This is a genomic window from Acinetobacter sp. ANC_7655, assembly GCF_056784015.1.
Map to the genome: position 1 here is coordinate 40,868 of NZ_JBWYJB010000003.1, position 22,193 is coordinate 63,060.

The window sequence follows — 22,193 nt, forward strand, 5'->3', positions numbered from 1 at the left end:
GAAGACTTCCTTTATAAATAAAATCAATTATTTAGTATTTTTTATACCATTGATCAATTCTTCTAACATAAATGCAGTGTTATCTAAGCCAGCGCCCGTTAAATACCAGGCATCGGCATCAACAAAGATGACACGATTCTCTTTGATTGCTTGACTATTCTTGAGTAATGGATGTGATTGAATATGTTGTTTCGCAGCATAGTTTTGCGTGTTTACAGCACCACGGTCTAACACAATGATGAAATCAGGATTTTGTTTTATTGCTTGCGCTAGACGCTCTAAATTGCGTTGCGCGGCAGCAAGCGCTTCTGGTGAGTTTGGAGCAGGTCGAGTACTTGAGGCTTGAGGTGCTGCAGTCGGCACCACTGACTTTAAGCCAGAAATATCATAGGCAAATCCAAATCTTTCATTCTTTGCATGCGGTATAAAATTATCACCCATGGCAAAAAGCATCAGGCCGGATTTGCCTTTAGTGAGTTGTTTAAGTTGTGCTTGAAGGGCATAGACATGATCTAATTTAGATTGTGCGAGTTGTTCCTTATTAAACATTTTTGCTAAAAAAAGTGTGCGATTTTTCAGGTCTTGATTGAAGTTTTGAGTATCAGGCCAGAGGTTGATTGCAGGTGCAATTTTTTTGACCTCATTTAATTTTGCAGCAGAACGCCCGCCGACAATGATGAGATCTGGCTTTTGTTCTTTTAATAAGGTTTGGTTGGGTTCAAATAAAGATCCAGCTTTTACATATTGTTTGTCATTAAATTTTTTCAAAGCACCAACAAAAGTAGTTTCAGGTACGATTGATGCTTGAATACCTAAAGCATTCAGTGTATCCAACGCGGATAATTCGTAAACAGCCAGCTTCTGTGGTGTATTTTGAAGTTGAATAGTTTGATCTTGATAAGTGAATTGAACAGGTTGAGCATATGAAACAAAGGCGCTGAATGAAAGAATGAGTGCCAATGGAAGTTTAATGTAAGTCATATCAATACCTCGAGGTTTGATAAAAGCTTAACATGAATATATAAATGATAATCATTATCATTGTTGAATTTGTGTTTTTGATTTATTTACCAGCATCAACTTTGAATTTAAGGGTATTTGTGCGGAGTGTTTTAACCCTCCGCAATGATCAAAGGATTAGAAAGGTAGTTGAAGCAACTTGCTGAAGAAGTGTGGAATAATTTGAGGTTCAATCAATATCGTTACCACGACACCGTAGGCTGCACCCCATAAATGTGCGCTGTGGTTGATGTTACTGTTTCCACGTTTACCTGACCAAATACTATAAGCAACATAAAGCACGGCAAAAATAATGGCTGGAACTGGAATAAAGAAGACAAATATCAGTTTCCATGGCTGAAATAAAATATAAGCAAACAAGACTGCTGATACTGCTCCAGAAGCGCCTAGACTTGCCCAGCGGTGATCATTTTTATGTTTTAAATAGCTTGGAATAATTGCCGCGATTAAACCGCCTAAATAGAACAGAACAAATCCGAGTTCATATAAGTATTGTCGATAAAAACTCTCAATTACACTTCCAAAGAAAAAGAGTGTGATCATATTGAACAGTAGATGTGTTCCATCTGCATGTATAAAACCATGCGTGATAAATCGATCGTATTGACCTTTCTGCATGGCTGGAGGCCAAAAAATCAAACGATTCATAATATTTTGATTGGAAAATGCAACCAGTGAAACGGCAACCGTAATTAAAACGATGGTGACAGTATGATTAAAAGGTAAATCAAGCATATGGATAAGATTGAATAAATTGCTTTAATTCTGTTCATCATGCCATTTTTTTAAATTTAATTGTTATTAATATAATAATTCTGACAAATTTAGTTGAATTTTAAATATTACCCCCGATCTTCAGTTAAAATAGAGTCTTCAGCTTGAGGAAAAATTGTTATGTCGACTGAGAACACCAGCACTGCAGTTGCTGAAGAAATTCCAAATTTATTAATTACACCAACTGCGCAAGAGTATTTGTTTGAACTTTTAGAGAAGCAAAATACTCCTGGTATCGCGGTACGTGTTTTCGTAGAACATCCGGGTACACCACGTGCTGAATGCTGCATGGCATATAGTGCACCAGATGAAGTCGTTCCAACCGACTATAAACAAGAATATCCAAAATTTGCTGCATATATTGATACACCATCAATCCCATACTTATTGGATGCAGTGATTGATTACAACAAAGATCGCTTTGGTGGTCAGTTGACTTTCCGTGCACCTAACTCGAAAGTGCCACGTGTAGGTCCAGATGCATCGATTGAAGAACGTATAACCTATGTATTACAGTCAGAAATTAACCCTGGTTTAGCAGGGCATGGTGGAAACTGTGCATTGGTTGAAGTGGTTGAAGATGCAGAGCATGGTTTAACAGCGGTCTTGAAATTTGGTGGTGGCTGTCAAGGGTGTTCAGCAATTGATGTGACACTTAAACAAGGTGTTGAAGTTACGCTAAAACAGCATATCCCAGAGTTACAACGTGTTGTGGACCAGACAGACCACAGCCAATCAGAAGGCGCTTATATGAAATAAGTTGCCTTTAAATTTACAAAAGTTGATTTGAAAAGCTCCCATTAAAAGGGGGCTTTTTTTTATGAAAACTGAACAAAATGAGTAATATCAATAAAATTGAAATGTAAAAACAAAACTATAAATGAGAATAGTTATCATAATCTATTGCAAAGTGATTATCATTTGTTACAATGCGACACAATTCGAACAAGATCTCTCCACACATTCTTTGGTAATTACACAATGCAAAAGACATTTTTAAAATCTAAGTTAGCGTTTGCTGTCTTAACCACCATGTCGGTTTCAAGTTTTGCACAAGAGCAAATTGGTCAAGATACTAATGCAAAACAAGATACAACTAAGTTAAAAACAATTGTCGTAACTTCAGCGAGTGGTTATGAGCAAAATATAGCGGATGCTGCTGCTACTATTTCAGTGATTACTGCCGAAGAATTAGAAAAAAAATCTTATAGTGATGTAACTGATGCATTGAAAAATGTTCCAGGTGTATTTGTACAAGGCGGTGGAACGAACCAGACGATCTCCATTCGGGGTATGGGATCAGCTTATACCCTATTTTTAGTAGATGGACGTCCAATGAATGATGGTAGTCTTTTAACAACAAATGGGGGGGTTCAAGGAGCATCAGTAAACTTCTTACCGCCAATAGAATCGATTGAACGTATTGAAGTGATTCGAGGCCCGTCATCCTCTCTATATGGTTCTGATGCAATGGGTGGTGTAATTAACATCATTACTAAAAAGCATCAAGATCGTTTGACTGCAAGTATTCGAACAGAATATATCAAAGCTGGTAAATCGAATGACGTTAACAACGACGCAACCAATACCAGCTTGTATGTAAATGCACCATTAATTGATAAGCTTCTTTCGGTTCAAGTTACAGCTGGTCTTCAAACGATTGAAGAAAGTTCATTACAAAAAAATACAGCCGAAACAGGTGAGAGTGAACCAGATTTTCAAAAAACAAATCTAGGTACAAAGTTTGTTTTTACACCTGATGAAAAAAACACACTCACTGCTGAATATGTAAGAACTCAACAAGAGCGTACACACAACCCAGGTAAAAGTTATACCCAGTATGTTTCAGTAACGGGTCCTAAAGTTGATATTGATGGTAAAGATTTCGTTCTATCTAATGGAAATTATTATCCAGCATATAATACGAATAATCGTAATGATGATGGTGAGCTAATCTATCGTTCAGATGTCGTACCGAATACAGGGACTTACTCAGAATTAGAAAAAAATAATTTTAGCCTTACTCATGATGGTGAGTACGACAATCTAAAACTCACTTCTTACTTGCAATATGATAAAGATAAAAATAATGCAATTACAGGGCGTACTGTGGGTAAAGTTCAAAATCCAGGGGGGATTTTATTTGAGACTATCACAGCCAATACACAAGGAACGTACTTTTTCGAAGATCATAGTCTGACCATTGGCGGGCGATATTTAAAAGAAAATCTTGAGGATGGTACAAGTAACCAAAATGCAGCGATGGCTGGTAAAGTCACTAAAATGGATCGATATCAATGGTCAATTTTTGCAGAAGATACTTGGAATGTCAGTGATAAGTTAGCACTAACCTTAAGTGGTCGTTTCGATGAAAATGAGTTTTTTGGTGATAATTTCAGTCCAAAGGCATATGCAGTTTATAAAGCTACAGACAACGTGACTTTAAAAGGAGGTATAATTTCAGGCTATAAAGCGCCGAGCTTACGTAATTCTTCTCCAGATTACATGCTGAATTCAATGGGCGGGGCAATTATGCCAAACCCAAATTTAAAGCCAGAAACCAGTTTAACGTATGAAACAGGTTTTGCATTCACTCATCCTAAATTGGGTTTATCTGCGAGTCTTATGGTCTATCAAACTGACTTTAACGATAAAATTACTCGATCTGGTCGTTTAGATGGTAGTCGACTTCCCCCAAAAAATGACGGTGAGCCGCCTTACACTCAATCTGAAATTAATGATTTCGTTGATAGCAGTGCTTTCTATCAGTCCAACCCTAATCTGCCATATAACGCAAATGGTTATACACTCAACTATAACATTGATAAGGCCGAAATTAGAGGGCTTGAACTGACCACAGATTACAACATCACAGATTACTTAAAATATAGACACTCTTATACATTCACAGATAGTGAGCAAAAATCTGGACAGTATGAAGGTAAACCATTGAATAATTTGCCTAAACATATGTTTAATGCAGGCTTAGATTGGGACTTTAATGATCAATTGTATTTATGGACTCAATTGAATTATCGTGGCAAAACAGTGGGTGATACCGATGGAGATAAAACACCAGCTTATACATTTGTAGATGTTGGAGCTGTGTATAAGTATAGTGACCAATTCCAGCTATCTACTGGTGTATATAATGTTGCAAACAAAAATGTACTGAAAGATGGAAATGATTGGGTGCTTGATGGTCGACGTTACAGCTTTGCCTTGAATTATAAGTTTTGATGTCTAGTGCTTGGAGTGAGAGCGAGAATCTCACTCCAAGCTTTGAATAGTCGAGTTTAGAAGGAAAATAATGAAGCGCGTCGATGGCTATGTGGTTGACACCATCTATCCTATGTTTTTTTATCCAGAGATGCAGCCAATTTGGCTGAGTACAATCAGCCAATTTCAAGGTTATATAGCGCCAGATATATCTCAAAATTTTCGATATTTAGAGTTAGGTTGTGGTTGTGGTCTTAACTTGATTGTGGCAGCAATTGCAAATCCGCACGCTGAGTTTGTCGGAGTGGATTTTAATGACAAACACATACAACGAGCTACAGAGCTTGCTCAATCCTTACAGTTAAGCAATATAAGATTCTTAAATATAGACTTTGAAAAATTTAACAAAAATAATAATGAAGTGTTTGATTTCATTGTCTGTCATGGAGTGTATTCTTGGGTTTCTGAACACAATCAATATTTTATTAGGCAGATTCTAGATAAATCTTTAAAGGACCAAGGGCTATTCTATTTACACTATATGTGCTTTCCTGGATCCGCTACTTTACAGCCTATTCAAAAAATCTTTAACTTGGTTGATAAAAATACGTCTCAGCAATCTGCTCAAAGTATTGAATTGTCTACAGCACTAGTGAGTGAATTAAATCGGAGAGGCGCTTTTATTGGATATGACAAAATACAAGGAATTGTGAATACATTAAAAAATGATACCAATTATCTCGCTCACGAACTTTTAACTGATTATTGGCAACCCCTTTATAGTGTAGATGTACATGAGATTTTAAAGATCGAAGCTGATCTATCATATATTGGGAGTGCAGTTCCAACTGAAAACTTAGATTCTCTTAGCATTCCAGTCGACTTGCAACAGTTTATATCAGATGTGAATATTTCGAATACAAAAGAGTATCTAAAAGATATTGCTCGGGATTCAAAGCAGCGTATGGATTTGTTTCAAAAAAAATCAGTGAATTACCGTTTTGAAGACCATTTAGGAATTTTACATAAGATTAGATTAGATCTTATTCTTAACAATGAGCGATTGGATAATATTAATTTAGAAACATCAATTGGCCCAATTCAAGCTCCGAAGGAGGTGATCAGTGCCATTATTGAAAGTTTAAGAACAGGTTCTAAAACTTTTCAACAGTTACATCACCTTCCTTGTTTTCAGCAAAATTTAAAACTACTTGTTGAGAGTATATTTTTATTGATGAATTGCCATTATATCTACCCTATAAGCGAGCATAGAGAATCAAAGGACGTACGTAAAATAGAACGTCTCAATTCATGGCTGAGTGAGCATCAAATTCAGATTCAAATACCGACGACATATTTCTAATAAACCGCTCTAAGGAGCGGTTTTATAATTAAGATGTGAGAATACTTAGTGCTGGTTCAGAATAGTAGAATTTTTCAAGATATACACGTGCACGTTGTTTAAGGTGTTCACTAGAAATCATATGCTTAATTACGGGGCAGAGTAGAGCACTTAATTCATTTTGAACAAGGCTTTCGTTGATATTGATATCTTGCATGATCAGATCAAAAGAGCGGTCTTGATTATGGCAATACCACGTGTAAATACCATCGTGTACTTGTTGCTTTAAATATTCAGTTTGACGGAGGTTGTCCCAAATATCATGTCCCATTGCCACAGTATTGGGTAGATCATTGATTTCAACATAGTTTTTAACAGCAGAGAGTGGGACTTGCTTTATTTTGTGCCAAAGATTGGCTTGGAAGTGGTATAGCTTATTATCATCAAAATGTTGGTTAATCACTTGTTCGCTAATTTGACTGATCTTGATAATATTTTTTTGAAGATAATGTTTGACCGTATCATCAAGATTTGAATCAGTGACACTTTCAAGAACTGATTTGCCCATTTTCATAAAGCGGCCGACACCGGGTACTTTTTTATTCATCACTGAATTATCAATATAATCCTGAATTGAATGATGGATTAACTCGGTGAGCATACTCGAAAATGCGGGATTGTTCACAATACGTTTAATTAGAGCTTGGCGGTGAGCACTTTTAGATGAAATATAAAGTGCAATTCGATCAATGGTGTGAACCGAGATAATATCTTCGATTTGAGTCGTTTCATTAAGCGGGTGAACCAATGCAAATCGAATATGTTCCGCAATCTGTTGAACGAGAGAATCAGTTGCAGGTGTATTTAGAATTTGTTTTTGAAGCAGTGCATTAATCGCCTCGAAAGACCAAATTTGCTTTAAAGGTTGTTTTCGAAACCATTGATAAAAATATAAAAATTCATTTTCAATGGTGTCGTCTTGAGAAAATTCATGATCAAGAAATGCCAAATGTGCCTCAATCAACTGTTCGATTTTAGGATTTTTTTCCATGAAAACTCTCAATATCCTTAATTTGATGATGACGTTTTAACGGTATTCATCTTATTTAAAAAACTTAAGTAATGTTGCGCCACAAGATCAGGTGTTTCTACGATAGGTGTATGACCAATTTGATCTAATAAAATAGGGGGATGTGCTTTTTTTAAGGCGGTCCCTAATTCATGTGCAACTTCAACATTGACTATCTGATCTTGTTTTCCCCACAAAATCAATGTTTCAACCTCAATATTTTTTAACAATTGAGCAAATGATTCAACGGTGTACTGTTGATTGAGTTTTACAAGCTGATGAATCAGCTCAGATGTATCCGCCGCGCGTTGAATAAGTGCTTGCTCTTGTTGTTTCTTGATTAAACTGGGTACGAAGGGAGCTTTATGCATGACTCTCCTAGAAACATAATTCAAGTCTCCAGGTTGTGAGATTAAAAGCTGCTTTAAATAAATTGGGTTATTGAGGAAGAATGTTTTGTTGCTTCTGAATAATCCACCGGCACTGATCAGAAATAAACTTTTCATTTCTTGAGGATATTTAGCAGCATACATCAGTCCGATTGATCCACCGACAGAGTGACCCGCTAGATTAAGCTGGTTTTCAATGCGTAATGCTTCTGCAAAACGACGTAACTGTTCAGTCAGATGAGGAAGTGATAAGTCAAATCCCTTAGGCGTTAGCGTTTGTCCACTTCCAGGCAAGTCAACAATAATGACACGATATTGCTGTGTGAGATTCCGAGCGACATGATTCCAACTGTCTCGATTCATGCCTATACCATGAATTAACAGTAAGGCAGGTCGATCAGCAGGACCACCTTCGCTATAAGACCACACAACATCTCCGACGCGAATCGTTTTATTGGATAGTCCTGCCCAAGCACGCTCTTCATTTAAAACTTTTTGATAGTCGATGAATTCAACAGTATTTGCTCGGGTAGATGAGATACCGAGGCTGAGCATTAACGCGAGTAAAATGGAAAATAAATGTTGATGCTTTAATATGGGTAAAGGAAAATGAACAAACATGCAGGTGAAATCCCTTAAAACAGGGCGACATTATAATCAAGTGACTTTTATAAAGTAGTAGTTAAAAGTAAAAAAATAAATCCTATTTTTGTGATAATTGGTTCTCGATTTAAATAAGTTTTACTTCATAAACATAAATTTAAGCGCTGAATCAGCTGCTAAAGTGTTTCAGTAAGGAATGATCATAATCATCAGATTTGAAGAAATTGAAGATATTTTTAGCAATTAACAAAAATTGTAACAGAGTTTAAATTTTGTCAGTGACAATCAAAAAGCACAGTATTAAAATTACCTCAAACCTTGATAAACCATGGATACAAGATGCTAACTGCACAAGAAGCTTTAGAACGTTTAAAAATTGGTAATCAACGTTTTGTTGAAGGTCAAACCAAGCATCAACGATTATTGACGCATCATGAGCGCGCTCAGATGGCTGAAACTCAAGAGCCATTTGCGATTGTATTAGGATGTTCTGATTCACGTGTTCCAGCTGAAATGGTTTTTGATCAGGGCTTAGGTGATTTATTTGTTATTCGTGTAGCAGGCAATATCGTAGCTCCATCTCAAGTTGGAAGTGTGGAGTTTGCAGCCGAAAGTTTTAATTGTCCTTTAGTGATTGTATTGGGTCATACACATTGCGGCGCAATCGACTCAACGATTGAAGCATTACGTAATCCTCAACAACCGCCATCTGTTAATTTGATGTCTATTGTCAATCGCGTACGTCCATCAGTCGAAATTTTAATGCAAACTGAGTTAAAAGATGATTTGAAAAAGCTTTCAGTACACGCGGTTCGCTCAAATGTTTTTGCTTCAGTTAACCAGTTGCGCCATGGTTCTGCGGTGTTGGAAAACTTGATTGCACAAGGTAAATTAAAAGTTGTAGGTGCAGAATACTCACTTGAAACAGGTGAAGTTACATTCTTTGACTTCTAATATCAGCATTTTAAAAAAGCCAGCTTAAGCTGGCTTTTTTATTGATTGGGATTTATGGATCTCTATGTCTATAACTTTATAGAGCGCCTTTAATATAAGGATATGCATTATTTAAGAGTTTAGGTTGAGCTAGTTCATTAGGATGAATCAGATCTTTTTGCATGAGTTTATTATTTCCAGCAACACCTTCTAGAAAAAAAGGGAGCAACTTCACATTAAATTGCTGGCTCACAACTTTATAATTATTTTCAAAGGCTTTGCTATACGCTGAGCCATAGTTTGGAGGAATCTTCATGCCAAATATGAGTACTTTGGCATTAGATTTTTGGCTCAATTGAACTAATCGAGTTAGGTTTTGTTGAATCATTTTTGGAGGTTGACCTCGTAAACCGTCATTACCTCCCAATTCAATTACGACAATATCTGGTTTGTGTGTTTGTAGCAATTTAGGCAAACGTGCTAATGCACCACTGCTTGTTTCACCACTGACACTTGCATTGACCACTCGATGTTGTTTCGGATACTGTTGATCAAGACGTTTTTGCAAAAGATTGACCCAACCTTTCTCGGTGGGTACGCCGTAACCAGCACTTAAACTATCACCAAGAATAAGGATAGTTTTTGCAAAGCTATTGATCGGTAAAAGAAACAGACAACTGCAGATAAATAAAAAGGCAGTTTTTCTCAACGTAACAATATTTAAACTTTGACTGATTTGCATAAAGGCTTTCTATGGTTCGTAATGACTCAACTTCTTCAATCATGCCACAAGCGTTAATTTCTGCACAGCAATTGACACAAACGATACAGATCCAACAAAAAAAGTTGACGATTTTTGAGAATCTAAATCTACAAATTTATCCTGGCGAGCAAGTCGCAATCACAGGCAGATCGGGTTCTGGAAAATCTACACTCTTGGGAATTCTGGCGACATTAGATCAGCCAAGTTCAGGAACATTGTCGATTAATGGTATAGCAGTTGAGCAATTAAGCGAAGAGCAACGCGCTCAAATTAGACTTGAAAATATTGGTTTTGTATTTCAATCCTTTCAGCTTTTACCTTCTTTATCTGCGCTTGAAAATGTCATGTTACCGCTGAGAATTCAAAAGAATTTTGATTATGCCAAAGCAGAACAACAAGCCCTTTATTGGTTGAAAAAAGTGGGTTTAGATCGTCAAAGTACTCAAACACCTAAAGTACTGTCTGGGGGAGAACAACAACGCGTAGCAATTGCACGCGCTTTAATTGCTGAGCCCAAAATTGTATTTGCGGATGAACCAACGGGAAATTTAGATGGGACGACAGCCCAGGAGATTGAACAGCTTTTATTTGATTTGAATCGGGAGCTGGGCACTACATTGGTTTTAGTCACCCATGATCAACAGCTAGCACAAAAATGTGAGACGCATTATGAATTGATCGATGGTCAATTAGAAAAAGTGCAAGGCGCTTCAGCTGCTGGAGAGCGTGTATGAGTGCGCTATTCAAACCTTTGTTGAAGCAAAGTTTTGCTAGCACAGGGATTTATTTGCTCATTTTTGCATTGAGTCTCGCGATTAGTGCGACAACCGCTTTAAAGTTCAGTAATGATCAGATTCAACAAGCTGTTTCATTGCAGGCTGCTAAGCTTCAAGCTGCAGATCTAGTGTTGAGTGATCAATATCCGCTCAATGAAAAATTTAAACAGAAGGCGAACCAACTCAATCTACAACAGTCCCAAGTGACGGTTTTTGGTTCAATGGCACATACTGATGAACAATTTGTCATGGTGAATGTCAAAGCGATTGAGTCCAATTTTCCGCTACGTGGTGAACTCATTATTCAACCTGATCAAACTGCTATTCGGTCAGAAGAGGTATGGCTGAGTCAACGTGCTTTAGATTTATTAAATGTCAGAATAGGGGAGAGGGTTCAAATCGCAGATGCGAGTTTTACAGTCACAGGAGTCATTGAAAAGGATTCTAACCAAGAACTCGGATTTTCAGCCTTTTCACCTACAGTGATCATTTCACAATCTGATGTTGCGGCAACCAATGCGATTCAGCCTGGAAGTCGTATCGAATATCGTCTGCTTATGTCTGGTGAGCCGAATAGACTTAATGAGTTTACGGCTTATTTTGATCAGCTCTATCCTAAAAAAATGATTGAACCAAATGCAGATGATCAGCAAGCAATGGAAACCCAAAGCTCAATTCGCTTGAGAACTGCGGATGAGGCAAATACCCGCTTGATGCGTCCAATTGAAAATCTAGATACTTTTTTACAGCTTGCAAACATTCTTACAATTTTACTGTGCGGTATTGCAATTGCGTTGACCAGTCAACGGTACGTTCAACAAAATCAAGATCATGTTGCTTTAATGAGATGTATGGGGGCTGCAAAGTTCCAAATTCTTAAGAACTATATTGCATTGCTTATGATTGCCGTCGCAATTGCGATGTTCATCGGTACTGGGTTAGGGATTGGTCTAGGCTATATTTTATTGCAGTTTATGTTACAACTAATTCCGCATTTAGACATCCAATTTAGCTTGTTTGATTTGGTTTTGGGTCCTTTGCCGATTGCAATATTCACCAGTGTCATTGTGATGTTTGGATTTATTGTCCCAAGTTTGATGCAGCTCTTAAATACGCCTCCAATTCGTGTTATCCGTGAGGATGTTAAATCTACGCGTTCTCTCTTGACCTTATTGGGAGCGGGAGCTGTAAGTCTTATTTTATTTTGTATTTTGCTCACTCAAAATTTACAGCTCTCATTGCTCGTTATCGGTACGATCCTCGCATTGTGTGCAAGTATGTTCAGCATAGTTTGGTTGCTATTAAAGATGATCAAATCTTTGAAAAATAGATGGTCAGCCTATGTACGTGTACCTAATCAAACAGCACTTCAAATTACTGCACTTGCATTAGGTCTGAGCCTGATTACAGTTCTTGTAGTATTAAGGACGGATCTATTAGATCGTTGGCAGCAACAGTTACCTGAAGGTACGCCAAATCAATTTATTTATGGTCTTCCTCCATTTGAAGTTGAGCAATTTAAAGCTCAGATCGAAAAAGAAGGTTGGCCAAGTACACCCTTGTATCCGAATATCCGCGGACGCCTAATTAAACATAATGGTCAGCCATTTTCAGAATCATTAAGAGCGCAAAATAACTCACTCAGACGAGAGTTGAATTTGACTCAAGCTCAAGGCTATCCAGAAGATAATGTCATTGTCAGTGGGCAGCAGCAATTGCAGCAGGTGGGAGATGTTTCTGTTGAAGCAAATCTTGCTGAAGAGTTAGGGATAAAAGTGGGTGATCAACTCAGTTTTAGCTTGCCAGAAGGGGAACTTCAAGCCAATGTTGTAAATTTAAGAACAGTCGAGTGGGAAAGCTTCAGTCCAAACTTTTTCTTCATTTTTGCACCGAATACGATGGATGAAAATGCTGGAAGTTATTTAGGAAGTTTTTTTGTACCTCAATATGAAAAATCCAAGTTGGTCAATCTAATTCAGCAGTTCTCAAATACTGTATTTATCGATGTTTCCTTAATTTTAGAGGAAATTAAAAACTTAGTATCTGTTCTGGTTCAGATTATTACCATTCTTGCGCTTCTCGTCAGTGTTTCAGGTTTTTTGGTGTTGATTGCTTGCATTAATTTATTGATGGATGAGCGAAAGCGAGAAGTCGCGATTTTAAGATCATTTGGCAGCTCAAAATCCAATTTGAAAAATATGCTGAGTTTAGAAATTGGATTTATCGGCTTTATGGCTGGCTTAGTATCGTGTTTTTTTGCTGAGGTCATCAGTGCGATCGCCAGTTATAAAATGGATCTCGCAATACAACCGCATTGGGAAATCTGGGTGATTCTACCTATGAGCATGATGATCTTATGTGCGCTGATTGGTCGTTATCGTTTAAGCTACTTAACTGAGATTCCTCCATTAAAAAGCTTGCGCGAACTCAATCAATCATAAAATTTATGAGGTCTAAAAAATGCAATTGGAATTAATACGCCAATTGCATTTTCATTTGCTGCAACATTTCAGCCCAAATGGGTTGTATTCCGCTCACTAAGCCTAAGTTATATTGATACATGAGCCAACATAAGAAGATGCCTAGAGGAAGTACCACGATGGTAGTGGTGAAGCCTAGTCTAAATCGTTGACCGATGTACCAACATAAAGCCATGACTGCACCCATCAACATTCCACCAATATGCGCTGCATTATTTATTCCAGGGATCATGAATCCCATACCAATATTTAATGCCAAGATGATCAGCAGCGATTTACGATCAAAGAGAAATTGTTGTTGTGGTAAAGGGGGAAAAAGAGATAAGAGCGTTAAAGCACCACCTAAACCCATAACGGCACCTGATGCACCTGCGGATACACGTGGAAATAAATCATGGTTGACATGCTCCAATAACTCGTAACTATTCCGAATATCAATCAGTCCACTGATCAAGCTTCCCATAATGCCTGCTAATAGATACAAGCCTAAAAAATAAACGTGTCCAAGTGTTTTCTCAGCGACATTGCCAAAGATATACAATGCCCACATATTGAGCATTAAATGAATAAGACCAAAATGAAAAAATGTACTGCTGAAGATTCGGAGGGGTTCCTCTAAATAAGTCAGCGGTGCATAATCAGCACCCCAGCGCAAAGCATCTATTGTTGCTGGGTTTGATATATCCACCCCGCTAAAGATTTGCCAGATAAAAAGTCCAACATTCAGTGTAATGATTAAAAACGTAATCTGACTTAAGGGTAGACGTGATTGGCTTTGAAATTGGGGTGGTTGCATTTCAGTCATGTCATTGTATTCTGTGATAATGATATGGATTAAGGTCAAGCATGTACTACGCTAACAAAAGGAGCAACACACTGACATGAAAGCATTTATTGTTCGAACTTTATTGGTCATTGTCAGTATCATCCTTGTAATTCAACTATGGATTTTTTCAAGTCTTGCATGGTGGAGAACCAATGCTGTTGATACAACGATGCTCATGCGTTGGACATACTGGACCGACAGTTCGAAGCCTATTCAGCATCAATGGCGTGATTATGAGAATATCAGTGATCATCTGAAACGTGCGATTATTGCAGCTGAAGATGCTAAATTTATGCAACATCATGGCTTTGATTTTGACGGCATAAAACATGCTTTGGAAAGAAATAAAGAAAAAGAACAAGTGGTTGCGGGTGGATCTACCATTTCCCAACAATTATCCAAAAATCTATTTTTATTTAATAAGCGTTCTTTTTTACGTAAAGGACAAGAGGCGGTCGCTACTGTCATGATGGAGCGTATGTGGTCAAAACAACGCATTCTTGAGGTATACATGAACTCCATTGAATTTGGAGATCATATTTTTGGTGTGGAAGCTGCAGCACGTCATTATTTTGGAAAATCGGCAAGCAGTCTAACACGTGAGCAAGCCGCATTTTTGGCAGCGATCTTGCCGAATCCGCGTTATTATCAACACCACCGTCAAGATCGTAAACTCAAAAATAAACAGCGAATTATTTTGCGTTACATGAATGCTTCAAGAATTCCGTGAAATGTAATTGTCTAAAAAACTTTCGTGAGATCAAAAATGCACAGTGATCATGTGCATTTTTTATGAAATTGTCATAAATTTGAAGCATACTTAAGACAGATCTTTAGCATGCAGGTTTTGTGGTATGAATACCGCGATGACAAATACTCCAACTGAATATACTTATAATGAACGATATATCAATCGTGAACTTTCAATTTTAGATTTTCATCTTCGTGTTTTAGAACAAGCGGTTGATCCATTGCATCCATTGCTTGAGCGAATGAATTTCTTATTGATTTTTTCAAGAAATATGGACGAATTCTTTGAAATTCGTGTTGCGGGTGTTATGGAGCAATTGGAGCTCGGTAATGAAAGCCGTAGTCCAGATGGGTTAACACCAAAGCAAGTTCTTGAGAAAATTTCACAGACTGCGCATGCTGCAATAGAGCGTCAATATCGTATTTTGAATGATGAAATTTTTCCAAAATTACGTGAAGAAGATATCTGCTTCTTACGTCGTGGAGAGTTGACACCTGCTCAATCCCAATGGATTAAAAAATATTTTCAGGAACAAGTTGCGCCAGTACTTACTCCAATTAGTTTAGATCCAGCACATCCATTCCCGCGTTTAGTCAACAAATCACTCAACTTTATCGTCACGCTAGAAGGCAAAGATGCTTTTGGACGACAGATTGATTTAGCCGTTGTCCCTGCGCCACGTTCTTTACCACGTGTGGTTCGTTTACCTGACGAGTTAACCGATGGTAAAGAACACCACGTGATGCTGTCAGCGATTATTCATGAGCATGTCTCTGATTTATTCCCAGGAATGACTGCGACAGGTTGCTATCAATTCCGTGTGACGCGAAATGCGGATTTAGCCCTTAATGAAGATGTCGAAGATTTGGCAAAAGCATTAAAAGGGGAGTTAAACTCTCGTCGATTTGGACGTGCTGTCCGTTTAGAAGTGACAGAAAATTGCCCAAAACATATTTATGATTACCTTCTCAACGAATTCGACTTGCATGAAGAACAATTATATAAAGTTGATGGACCTGTGAACTTGGCACGTTTAGTGTCTAATTTTAAACGTCCGCATTTGAGATATGACTCACATACGCCGGTCATTCCTAAAGTATTAAAGAAGTCTGAAAATGTTTTTTCTGCGATGAAGAAACAAGACATTCTTTTACATCATCCATTCGAATCATTTGCTCCAGTTATTAATTTATTACGTGAGGCAGCACGAGATCCACAAGTTTTAGCGATTAAGCAAACATTATATCGAAGTGGGCCTGATTCTGAGATTGTTCAAGTGTTGGCTGAAGCTGCACGTAATGGTAAAGAAGTCACAGCTGTCATTGAACTTCGAGCGCGATTCGATGAAGAGTCAAATATTGCGGTAGCAAATGTTTTGCAAGAGGCTGGTGCTGTGGTGGTTTATGGCATCGTAGGCTATAAAACACATGCAAAAATGATTCTCGTTGTGCGCCGTGAAAATAATAAATTGGTTCGTTATGTGCACTTAGGTACAGGGAATTATCATGCAACCAATGCCCGGATCTATACCGATTACGGATTGATGACAACGGACAAAGAGCTTTGTGAAGATGTGCATCGTATATTCCAAGAGTTGACTGGAATGGGCAAAATGGCAAAATTGAAGAAATTACTTCATGCGCCATTTACGTTGCATACACAGTTAATTAGTTATATTGATGAAGAGATTGCTCACGCCAAAGCGGGTAAGCCAGCTCAGATTATTGTGAAAGTGAATGCGCTGACTGAAGTGCAACTGATTAATAAACTTTATGAAGCATCACAAGCTGGTGTGCAGATTGATTTAATCATACGTTCAATTTGTTGTTTAAGACCAGGTTTGCCAGGGCTTTCTGAGAATATCCGTGTGCGCTCTATCGTTGGACGATTCTTAGAGCACACACGTGTGTATTATTTTGGAAATGCAGGGCAACCACGACTGTATTGTTCAAGCGCAGACTGGATGGATCGTAATTTATTTAATCGTGTTGAAGTTTGTTTCCCTGTTGAGGATCCAACTTTGAGAAAGCACATTTATCAACATGGTTTATTGAATTATATGAAAGATAATCAACAAGCTTGGTTGTTAAATGGTGATGGAACTTGGTCACGTGCGCAATGCGATGAAGGTGAGACTCCTCATAATGCGCAACATAAATTGCTTGAACTCTTTAAATCTTAAATGATTTTTATAAAAAAAGGAGCCAAATGGCTCCTTTTTTGTGATGACTTATTAGCAAATATCAGCAGTAATGCGCTGTAGAATTTGTAAAAGGACATCAAATTCGCTTTGCAATGGCGTACTTTTACGCGTCACTAATGACAGAATGCGTGAAGGGGCATTCTCAATTGGTCGGATCACCAATTGATCATTATTTTTCAGCATATGTGTATTTACCGCAATCTGAGGTAGTAATGTAAAGCCCAGATTAGAACTCACCATTTCAACCAAGGTTGGTAATGAGCTCGCTTTAAGGCGATGATCATTCTTGCGTTCACCGATAGGGCATACACTTAAAGTATGGTCTCTTAAGCAATGACCTTCTTCAAGCAACATGAGGTGTGTCAAATCAAGGTCTTCTAGAGATTTAGTTTGCGCCGTTTTGTGGTCAGCTTTGTTTGCAACTAAGTACAAACTCTCTTTCGCAACTTCAGCGACTTTTAAGCCACGTGTGTCGAATGGGAGCGCTAACATGATCATGTCTAAATTGCCATGTTCTAGCTTTTCAACCAAATGTTCACTCTGTGCTTCATGAAGATGTAGTTGAATTTTAGGCAGCTCTTTATGAACTTCTTCTAACAATTGCGACAAAATAAATGGTGCAATCGTTGGAATAATTCCTAAATGAAGATCACCAGTAAGTGGTTCGCTCATCTCACGGCTCAGTCGCATGAGATCTTGAGCATCAGCAAGAAGGACACGTGCTCGTGCAACCACTTGCTCACCGAGAGGGGTTAAACGTACATTTTGGCGATCACGTTCAACGAGAACGCCACCCAATAAACGCTCGAGCTCCATAATCCCGCCAGAAAGCGTAGACTGAGTAACGAATGAGCGACGTGCTGCTTCTGTAAAATGCAACGTCTCAGACAGAGTCACGAGATATGACAGCTGTCTTAGGGATGGTAATGCAGCCATAGTGTCCTAGTGTTTATCATTTAAAATGTTTTGCAAACAAACCACTCAGTTGTGGGATGAAATGCGCAGGAATATCATGCCCCATTCCTTCGATTAATTCAAACTTTGCGCCTGATATTGCTTTTGATACTGCCTTGCCGTGGCTAAAAGGGAGTAGACGATCCTTTGAGCCATGTACAACCAGTGTTGGCTTTTGAATTTGCTTATCGATAGAAACTAATGAGCCTGTACATAATATTGCTAAAAACTGTTGAAGTACACCCGCTGGATGATAACTACGCTTATATAATTTACGCGCGTTTTGAATAACTTCCAATTGATTGACGTAACCAGGTGAACCAATCGTCTGAATGACTTTAATACTATGATTTACAATACCATCTTCATCATTCGATGCAGGGCGACCAATAAGACTAAATAATTGTTTTGGAAATGGTGGCGGAAGAAATGGCTGATTATTACTGGTAAATAATAATCCTAGTTTATCCACTTTTTCTGGATATTTTGCTGCCAATATCTGAGCGATCATTCCCCCCATTGATGCACCAATAATATGCGCTTTTTCAAGACCTAATCGTTCAATGAGTAACGCTACATCTTCAGCCATATCATATAAATTGTAAGGAGAGCCTTGATTTCCTAGACCAAAAGCAAATCGACCCATAAGTTTAAATGTATTGAGGCGAGGTCCCTTGTGCTTAATTTTTGTTGAGAGGCCAATATCTCGGTTATCGAAACGAATGACTCTGAAACCTTGGTCTATTAAAGATTTGCAAAAAAAATCTGGCCAAAAAAGCATCTGCGCACCCAGTCCCATGATGAGAATAATCGTAGGATGTTCAGCCTTGCCTCCAACTTCAATATGAAGGTCGATCCCATTGCCTAGACTCACTTTACTTTCTTGCATGAATGGAGCATAAGGTGAAACTTGATATTCTAGTGCGTTATTCATTTTTATTGTGTCCAAACTAAAAGGGTACTTTCATTTGAAAATACCCTAAATCTTTGAATAATTAAACGGCAGCTGGAATTAAATCTGGGACCAGTTTGGTCAATGTTAAACGTTGCTTCGCTGCTGTTGGTCCAAGTAGCACAAATCCACGAAGCGTTGATTCTTGGTCAAGTGCTTTAGCAATCATTCCGTCATCGAGTTCTTCAGTTTCCCAAGTTGCCTCCACACCTTGAGGTACAGGTAATACAGTCAGTGGTGCAGCAGGAGTTTTCACTGCAACTGGCATCGCTGGATAATGAACTTGTGTATTTTCACCAGACAATGTTTTAGCTAAAGCACGTGCTTGTTGCATAATTGGCATGACATACGGAAGCAGTAAACCATTTACTTCTGCACAATCACCTAATGCATAAATATCGGTTTTATTGGTTTCCATTAAAGTGTTAGTCACAATCCCACGGCTGGTATGGATTCCTGCTTCTTGAGCAACTGATGTATTGGGTTGCAGGCCAACAGCAGAAAGAACAACGTCAGCTGTAAAGCTCTGTCCATTTGCAAGCGTTACGGTATAGCTTTCGTCTGAGTTTTTAATTACCCGATCTACGGTGGTGCTTAATGCAAACTGAATACCTGTTTCTTCAAGATTTTGCTGGAAAGCATGTGCAACGTGTTCTGGTAGAAGGCGACCCAAAGGTTGTGGGGCAAGATCAATCACAGTCGCTTGATGACCAGTGTTCTGTAAATCGTTGGCAAACTCACACCCAATGAGGCCTGCACCTAAAATGACAACACGCTTGTCTTGTTTAATGTCGAGCTTAGAGCGAAATTCACGATAATCAATCAGTGAGTTAACTACATGAATATCATCAGCACCATCACCTGAAATGGCTAAACGAATAGGGTTAGCACCTACAGCTAATATTAATTTGCTGTATATAAGGTTTTCAACTTGTCCATTTTTTGTGTAGGTCAATTGATGTTGATCTGCAGAAATTGAAGTGACAGTCGCATGATGAATAATTTGCATATTCAATTGCGCAGACATTTTCTCAGCATCACCTAAGGCAATTTGTTCTGGCGCTTTTTTACCAACAAGTGCATTAGATAAAGTTGGTTTTGCATAGTTCACCGCATCATCTGAGCAAATCATAACAAGTGCTTGTTCAGCATTCAGTTTGCGAAACTCTCGCGCTAATGTGTAACCTGCCATGCCAGAGCCAACAATGATGATCGGTTGCATAGTACTCTCCAATACTGATAATTTTTTTAGTAAATAAGAAAAAAGACCATATCAAAATGGTCTTTAAAGGAAATCTGAATTAAATTTCAATCATTTCAAAATCTGCTTTTGATACGCCGCAATCTGGGCAAGTCCAATCATCTGGAATATCTTCCCATTTAGTGCCTGCAGCAATACCATCTTGTGGCCAGCCTTCTGCTTCGTCATAAATCCATCCACAAACGATGCATTGATATTTTTTCATTTGATTCTCCAAAAATACTGACAATTCCATTTATTGGTGTCAGCCAAAATCTTTCTCACACCTAGACTCAAGTGATATGAATTTTTATCGTTCATATTCAAGCAAATTTTTACGCAGTTCGAGGTGGAAAGTAAAGTAAATAACGGAGTTTAGCTGACTAAAAGCGAAGCTGAATGGCAGATTAGGACAAAACGCATGCTAATTATGCTAATGCATGATAAGACTGAGCATTAAATCTTTGAAATATTTGCCAAAATTATATGTATTATGATTTAAAAAAAATTGTCAGACTTTTGTCGCGTATTGATTTACCAGCTATTCATATAAAATTTATACTGTTTGTGTTTTATACTTGTTATTTAATTAAAAAATGGTTTATTAAAAATCAATAAGTTATATTGGTTGGTATTTTTTCTTAGCTTATGTTTGCTATATTTTTTGTCAATAATTCGTTAAAATTTACGCATTCTTTTGTCTAATTTTTATCTCCTATGTCTACTTCTTTGTCTACATCATTGTGGTCACACATTCGTACGGTCCAAGATTTTCCAAAACCAGGAATTTGTTTCTTTGATTTAACTCCTTTGTTCATGCAGAGCATTGCACCTTTAACTGACGCCTTAATCGAAAGTATTCCTGCGGAGCAATTGGCAGAGGTAGAGAGTTTCGTTGCGGTTGAAGCACGTGGGTTTGTTTTGGCGAGTTTGTTGGCGCAACGTACTGGTAAGGGGTTGTTGTTGGTTCGTAAAGCTGGAAAATTACCACCACCAGTAATTGGTGTGGGCTATAGCCTTGAGTATGGCATGGACCGTTTAGAAATGTCTGCGGATGTACAGGCTCAAAAAGTGATTATTGTTGATGATGTATTGGCCACAGGTGGTACATTAAAAGCAGTTAAGCAATTGATGGATAAATGTCAGCACACTGTTTTAGGGGCGAGTATTTTCCTTGATTTGCCAGACTTACACGCGGATTTAGGAATGAATATTTGGTCTGTTTTGGACGATAAATCAAAACCTCAAATTTAAGTCGAAAAGCCTTGTGATTCACAAGGCTTTTTTAATGTGATTGATGATTTGAGTGGCTGACTAATCCGATCAGGTAATTCAGGCGATCAGGGTTTTCCAGTTGATGACGGCCACCAATAATACTTTCAACGTACATGTATGGCTCTAATAAGTCAGAGGTACTATGCATATCAATCAGTTCATCACCGAGTTCGATATAAGCGATTTGAGATGAGGTTTTGGATTGAAGCTCCTCAATTGTAATCGCTGGATAATCAGGATCAAAAGATGGCATTAGGCTCGGATTTGCAATCACAGCAGGAAGTTGAAATCGATTTGACATCTTTAATGCCCAGTAACCACCTAGACTATGTCCTACTAAAATGTCTGGTTTAATTTTCTCGATCATATCGATATAAAAACGTTCAACAGCAGCGTATTTTAAATTTCGATAATCAACATTAATGCAATATTTATTTTTAGAAAGAATTGCCTGAAACTTGGTAGATTCTCTTGAAGAATCTAATCCATGCATAAACAATACTTTAGGGTCTTGAGTGTTCATAAGTCATCATTAAATCCATTCTATTTTTTATGATTGTTGAAAGTATACTTTTCCACAATTTATAGGATGATTGTAGAGTGCTGTATTCAAAGTACAACTTA

General features: G+C 37.9%; 20 protein-coding genes. 9 read left to right on the forward strand and 11 right to left on the reverse strand.

The annotated features are described in order from the left end of the window. Positions 1–27 precede the first annotated feature (27 nt). Both AC1M9N_RS05435 and AC1M9N_RS05440 read right to left on the reverse strand, forming a co-directional pair. On the reverse strand, positions 28–981 hold the full coding sequence (locus AC1M9N_RS05435; protein WP_481954394.1) for an ABC transporter substrate-binding protein: 954 nt from the start codon (positions 979–981) through the stop codon (positions 28–30). Positions 982–1,137: 156 nt separating this feature from the next. Beyond that, positions 1,138–1,755, reverse strand: coding sequence for a rhomboid family intramembrane serine protease (locus AC1M9N_RS05440; RefSeq protein WP_481593915.1), 618 nt, complete (start codon positions 1,753–1,755; stop codon positions 1,138–1,140). 159 nt (positions 1,756–1,914) lie between these two features. On the opposite strand from AC1M9N_RS05440, the gene nfuA reads away from it, so the two are divergent. The 3 genes from nfuA (at position 1,915) to AC1M9N_RS05455 (ending at position 6,376) form a co-directional block, all read left to right on the forward strand. Then, entirely contained in the window at positions 1,915–2,553 is a 639-nt protein-coding gene (gene nfuA / locus AC1M9N_RS05445) for a Fe-S biogenesis protein NfuA (RefSeq protein WP_035269609.1), read from the forward strand. 222 nt (positions 2,554–2,775) lie between these two features. After that, entirely contained in the window at positions 2,776–5,034 is a 2,259-nt protein-coding gene (locus AC1M9N_RS05450; RefSeq protein ID WP_481954395.1) for a TonB-dependent receptor domain-containing protein, read from the forward strand. A gap of 91 nt (positions 5,035–5,125) precedes the next feature. Then, positions 5,126–6,376 carry a class I SAM-dependent methyltransferase gene (locus AC1M9N_RS05455; protein WP_481954396.1) on the forward strand — a complete coding sequence of 417 codons (1,251 nt, stop codon included), beginning with the start codon at positions 5,126–5,128 and terminating at the stop codon, positions 6,374–6,376. Between the two features lie 28 nt (positions 6,377–6,404). On the opposite strand, the gene AC1M9N_RS05460 is transcribed toward AC1M9N_RS05455, so the two are convergent. Continuing rightward, entirely contained in the window at positions 6,405–7,406 is a 1,002-nt protein-coding gene (locus AC1M9N_RS05460) for a hypothetical protein (protein ID WP_481954397.1), read from the reverse strand. 17 nt (positions 7,407–7,423) lie between these two features. Continuing rightward, entirely contained in the window at positions 7,424–8,434 is a 1,011-nt protein-coding gene (locus AC1M9N_RS05465) for an alpha/beta fold hydrolase (RefSeq protein ID WP_481954398.1), read from the reverse strand. A gap of 321 nt (positions 8,435–8,755) precedes the next feature. On the opposite strand from AC1M9N_RS05465, the gene AC1M9N_RS05470 reads away from it, so the two are divergent. Continuing rightward, positions 8,756–9,370, forward strand: a complete 615-nt coding sequence (locus AC1M9N_RS05470) for a carbonic anhydrase (protein WP_035266649.1) — start codon at positions 8,756–8,758, stop codon at positions 9,368–9,370. 76 nt (positions 9,371–9,446) lie between these two features. On the opposite strand, the gene AC1M9N_RS05475 is transcribed toward AC1M9N_RS05470, so the two are convergent. Further along, on the reverse strand, positions 9,447–10,091 hold the full coding sequence (locus AC1M9N_RS05475) for an arylesterase (RefSeq protein ID WP_481954399.1): 645 nt from the start codon (positions 10,089–10,091) through the stop codon (positions 9,447–9,449). A gap of 41 nt (positions 10,092–10,132) precedes the next feature. On the opposite strand from AC1M9N_RS05475, the gene AC1M9N_RS05480 reads away from it, so the two are divergent. Together AC1M9N_RS05480 and AC1M9N_RS05485 are read left to right on the forward strand one after the other, a co-directional pair. Continuing rightward, positions 10,133–10,846, forward strand: coding sequence for an ABC transporter ATP-binding protein (locus tag AC1M9N_RS05480; protein WP_481954453.1), 714 nt, complete (start codon positions 10,133–10,135; stop codon positions 10,844–10,846). Then, positions 10,843–13,329, forward strand: coding sequence for an ABC transporter permease (locus tag AC1M9N_RS05485; RefSeq protein WP_481954400.1), 2,487 nt, complete (start codon positions 10,843–10,845; stop codon positions 13,327–13,329). Before AC1M9N_RS05480 ends, AC1M9N_RS05485 begins: the two co-directional genes overlap by 4 nt. A gap of 31 nt (positions 13,330–13,360) precedes the next feature. On the opposite strand, the gene AC1M9N_RS05490 is transcribed toward AC1M9N_RS05485, so the two are convergent. Continuing rightward, entirely contained in the window at positions 13,361–14,173 is an 813-nt protein-coding gene (locus AC1M9N_RS05490) for a rhomboid family intramembrane serine protease (RefSeq protein ID WP_481588885.1), read from the reverse strand. Positions 14,174–14,249: 76 nt separating this feature from the next. Here AC1M9N_RS05490 and mtgA point away from each other — a divergent pair, with 76 nt between their 5' ends. Together mtgA and ppk1 are read left to right on the forward strand one after the other, a co-directional pair. Further along, on the forward strand, positions 14,250–14,924 hold the full coding sequence (gene mtgA, locus AC1M9N_RS05495; RefSeq protein ID WP_035266660.1) for a monofunctional biosynthetic peptidoglycan transglycosylase: 675 nt from the start codon (positions 14,250–14,252) through the stop codon (positions 14,922–14,924). A 124-nt stretch (positions 14,925–15,048) separates the two neighbouring features. Then, positions 15,049–17,127 carry a polyphosphate kinase 1 gene (gene ppk1, locus AC1M9N_RS05500; RefSeq protein WP_035266707.1) on the forward strand — a complete coding sequence of 693 codons (2,079 nt, stop codon included), beginning with the start codon at positions 15,049–15,051 and terminating at the stop codon, positions 17,125–17,127. Positions 17,128–17,178: 51 nt separating this feature from the next. Here the strand turns inward: ppk1 and oxyR are convergent, their stop codons facing one another. From oxyR to rubA, 4 genes are all read right to left on the reverse strand, one after another. After that, positions 17,179–18,084 (reverse strand): LysR family transcriptional regulator OxyR, encoded by a 906-nt coding sequence (oxyR, locus tag AC1M9N_RS05505; RefSeq protein ID WP_481588886.1) that lies wholly within the window; start codon positions 18,082–18,084, stop codon positions 17,179–17,181. A 16-nt stretch (positions 18,085–18,100) separates the two neighbouring features. After that, positions 18,101–19,036 carry an alpha/beta fold hydrolase gene (locus AC1M9N_RS05510; protein WP_092766881.1) on the reverse strand — a complete coding sequence of 312 codons (936 nt, stop codon included), beginning with the start codon at positions 19,034–19,036 and terminating at the stop codon, positions 18,101–18,103. Positions 19,037–19,097: 61 nt separating this feature from the next. Further along, on the reverse strand, positions 19,098–20,276 hold the full coding sequence (locus AC1M9N_RS05515; protein ID WP_481588887.1) for an NAD(P)/FAD-dependent oxidoreductase: 1,179 nt from the start codon (positions 20,274–20,276) through the stop codon (positions 19,098–19,100). Positions 20,277–20,355: 79 nt separating this feature from the next. After that, the gene (gene rubA, locus AC1M9N_RS05520) at positions 20,356–20,520 is read right to left on the reverse strand and encodes a rubredoxin RubA (RefSeq protein WP_000760495.1); all 165 of its coding nucleotides are present in this window, start codon (positions 20,518–20,520) and stop codon (positions 20,356–20,358) included. A 491-nt stretch (positions 20,521–21,011) separates the two neighbouring features. Here rubA and AC1M9N_RS05525 point away from each other — a divergent pair, with 491 nt between their 5' ends. Further along, on the forward strand, positions 21,012–21,548 hold the full coding sequence (locus tag AC1M9N_RS05525; protein ID WP_035266671.1) for an adenine phosphoribosyltransferase: 537 nt from the start codon (positions 21,012–21,014) through the stop codon (positions 21,546–21,548). Between the two features lie 31 nt (positions 21,549–21,579). On the opposite strand, the gene AC1M9N_RS05530 is transcribed toward AC1M9N_RS05525, so the two are convergent. After that, complete coding sequence (locus tag AC1M9N_RS05530) at positions 21,580–22,092, reverse strand: YqiA/YcfP family alpha/beta fold hydrolase (RefSeq protein WP_035266673.1); 513 nt, start codon at positions 22,090–22,092, stop codon at positions 21,580–21,582. Positions 22,093–22,193: the final 101 nt, after the last annotated feature.

Bases quoted from the DNA above. Each gene is read 5' to 3' on its own strand.
- AC1M9N_RS05435 (WP_481954394.1), bottom strand. From the start codon at position 981: ATGACTTACATTAAACTTCCATTGGCACTCATTCTTTCATTCAGCGCC.
- AC1M9N_RS05530 (WP_035266673.1), bottom strand. From the start codon at position 22,092: ATGAACACTCAAGACCCTAAAGTATTGTTTATGCATGGATTAGATTCT.
- AC1M9N_RS05470 (WP_035266649.1), top strand. From the start codon at position 8,756: ATGCTAACTGCACAAGAAGCTTTAGAACGTTTAAAAATTGGTAATCAA.
- AC1M9N_RS05515 (WP_481588887.1), bottom strand. From the start codon at position 20,276: ATGCAACCGATCATCATTGTTGGCTCTGGCATGGCAGGTTACACATTA.
- AC1M9N_RS05510 (WP_092766881.1), bottom strand. From the start codon at position 19,036: ATGAATAACGCACTAGAATATCAAGTTTCACCTTATGCTCCATTCATG.
- oxyR (WP_481588886.1), bottom strand. From the start codon at position 18,084: ATGGCTGCATTACCATCCCTAAGACAGCTGTCATATCTCGTGACTCTG.
- nfuA (WP_035269609.1), top strand. From the start codon at position 1,915: ATGTCGACTGAGAACACCAGCACTGCAGTTGCTGAAGAAATTCCAAAT.
- AC1M9N_RS05490 (WP_481588885.1), bottom strand. From the start codon at position 14,173: ATGACTGAAATGCAACCACCCCAATTTCAAAGCCAATCACGTCTACCC.
- AC1M9N_RS05460 (WP_481954397.1), bottom strand. From the start codon at position 7,406: ATGGAAAAAAATCCTAAAATCGAACAGTTGATTGAGGCACATTTGGCA.
- AC1M9N_RS05450 (WP_481954395.1), top strand. From the start codon at position 2,776: ATGCAAAAGACATTTTTAAAATCTAAGTTAGCGTTTGCTGTCTTAACC.
- ppk1 (WP_035266707.1), top strand. From the start codon at position 15,049: ATGAATACCGCGATGACAAATACTCCAACTGAATATACTTATAATGAA.
- AC1M9N_RS05480 (WP_481954453.1), top strand. From the start codon at position 10,133: ATGCCACAAGCGTTAATTTCTGCACAGCAATTGACACAAACGATACAG.
- AC1M9N_RS05485 (WP_481954400.1), top strand. From the start codon at position 10,843: ATGAGTGCGCTATTCAAACCTTTGTTGAAGCAAAGTTTTGCTAGCACA.
- rubA (WP_000760495.1), bottom strand. From the start codon at position 20,520: ATGAAAAAATATCAATGCATCGTTTGTGGATGGATTTATGACGAAGCA.
- mtgA (WP_035266660.1), top strand. From the start codon at position 14,250: ATGAAAGCATTTATTGTTCGAACTTTATTGGTCATTGTCAGTATCATC.
- AC1M9N_RS05440 (WP_481593915.1), bottom strand. From the start codon at position 1,755: ATGCTTGATTTACCTTTTAATCATACTGTCACCATCGTTTTAATTACG.
- AC1M9N_RS05465 (WP_481954398.1), bottom strand. From the start codon at position 8,434: ATGTTTGTTCATTTTCCTTTACCCATATTAAAGCATCAACATTTATTT.
- AC1M9N_RS05475 (WP_481954399.1), bottom strand. From the start codon at position 10,091: ATGCAAATCAGTCAAAGTTTAAATATTGTTACGTTGAGAAAAACTGCC.
- AC1M9N_RS05525 (WP_035266671.1), top strand. From the start codon at position 21,012: ATGTCTACTTCTTTGTCTACATCATTGTGGTCACACATTCGTACGGTC.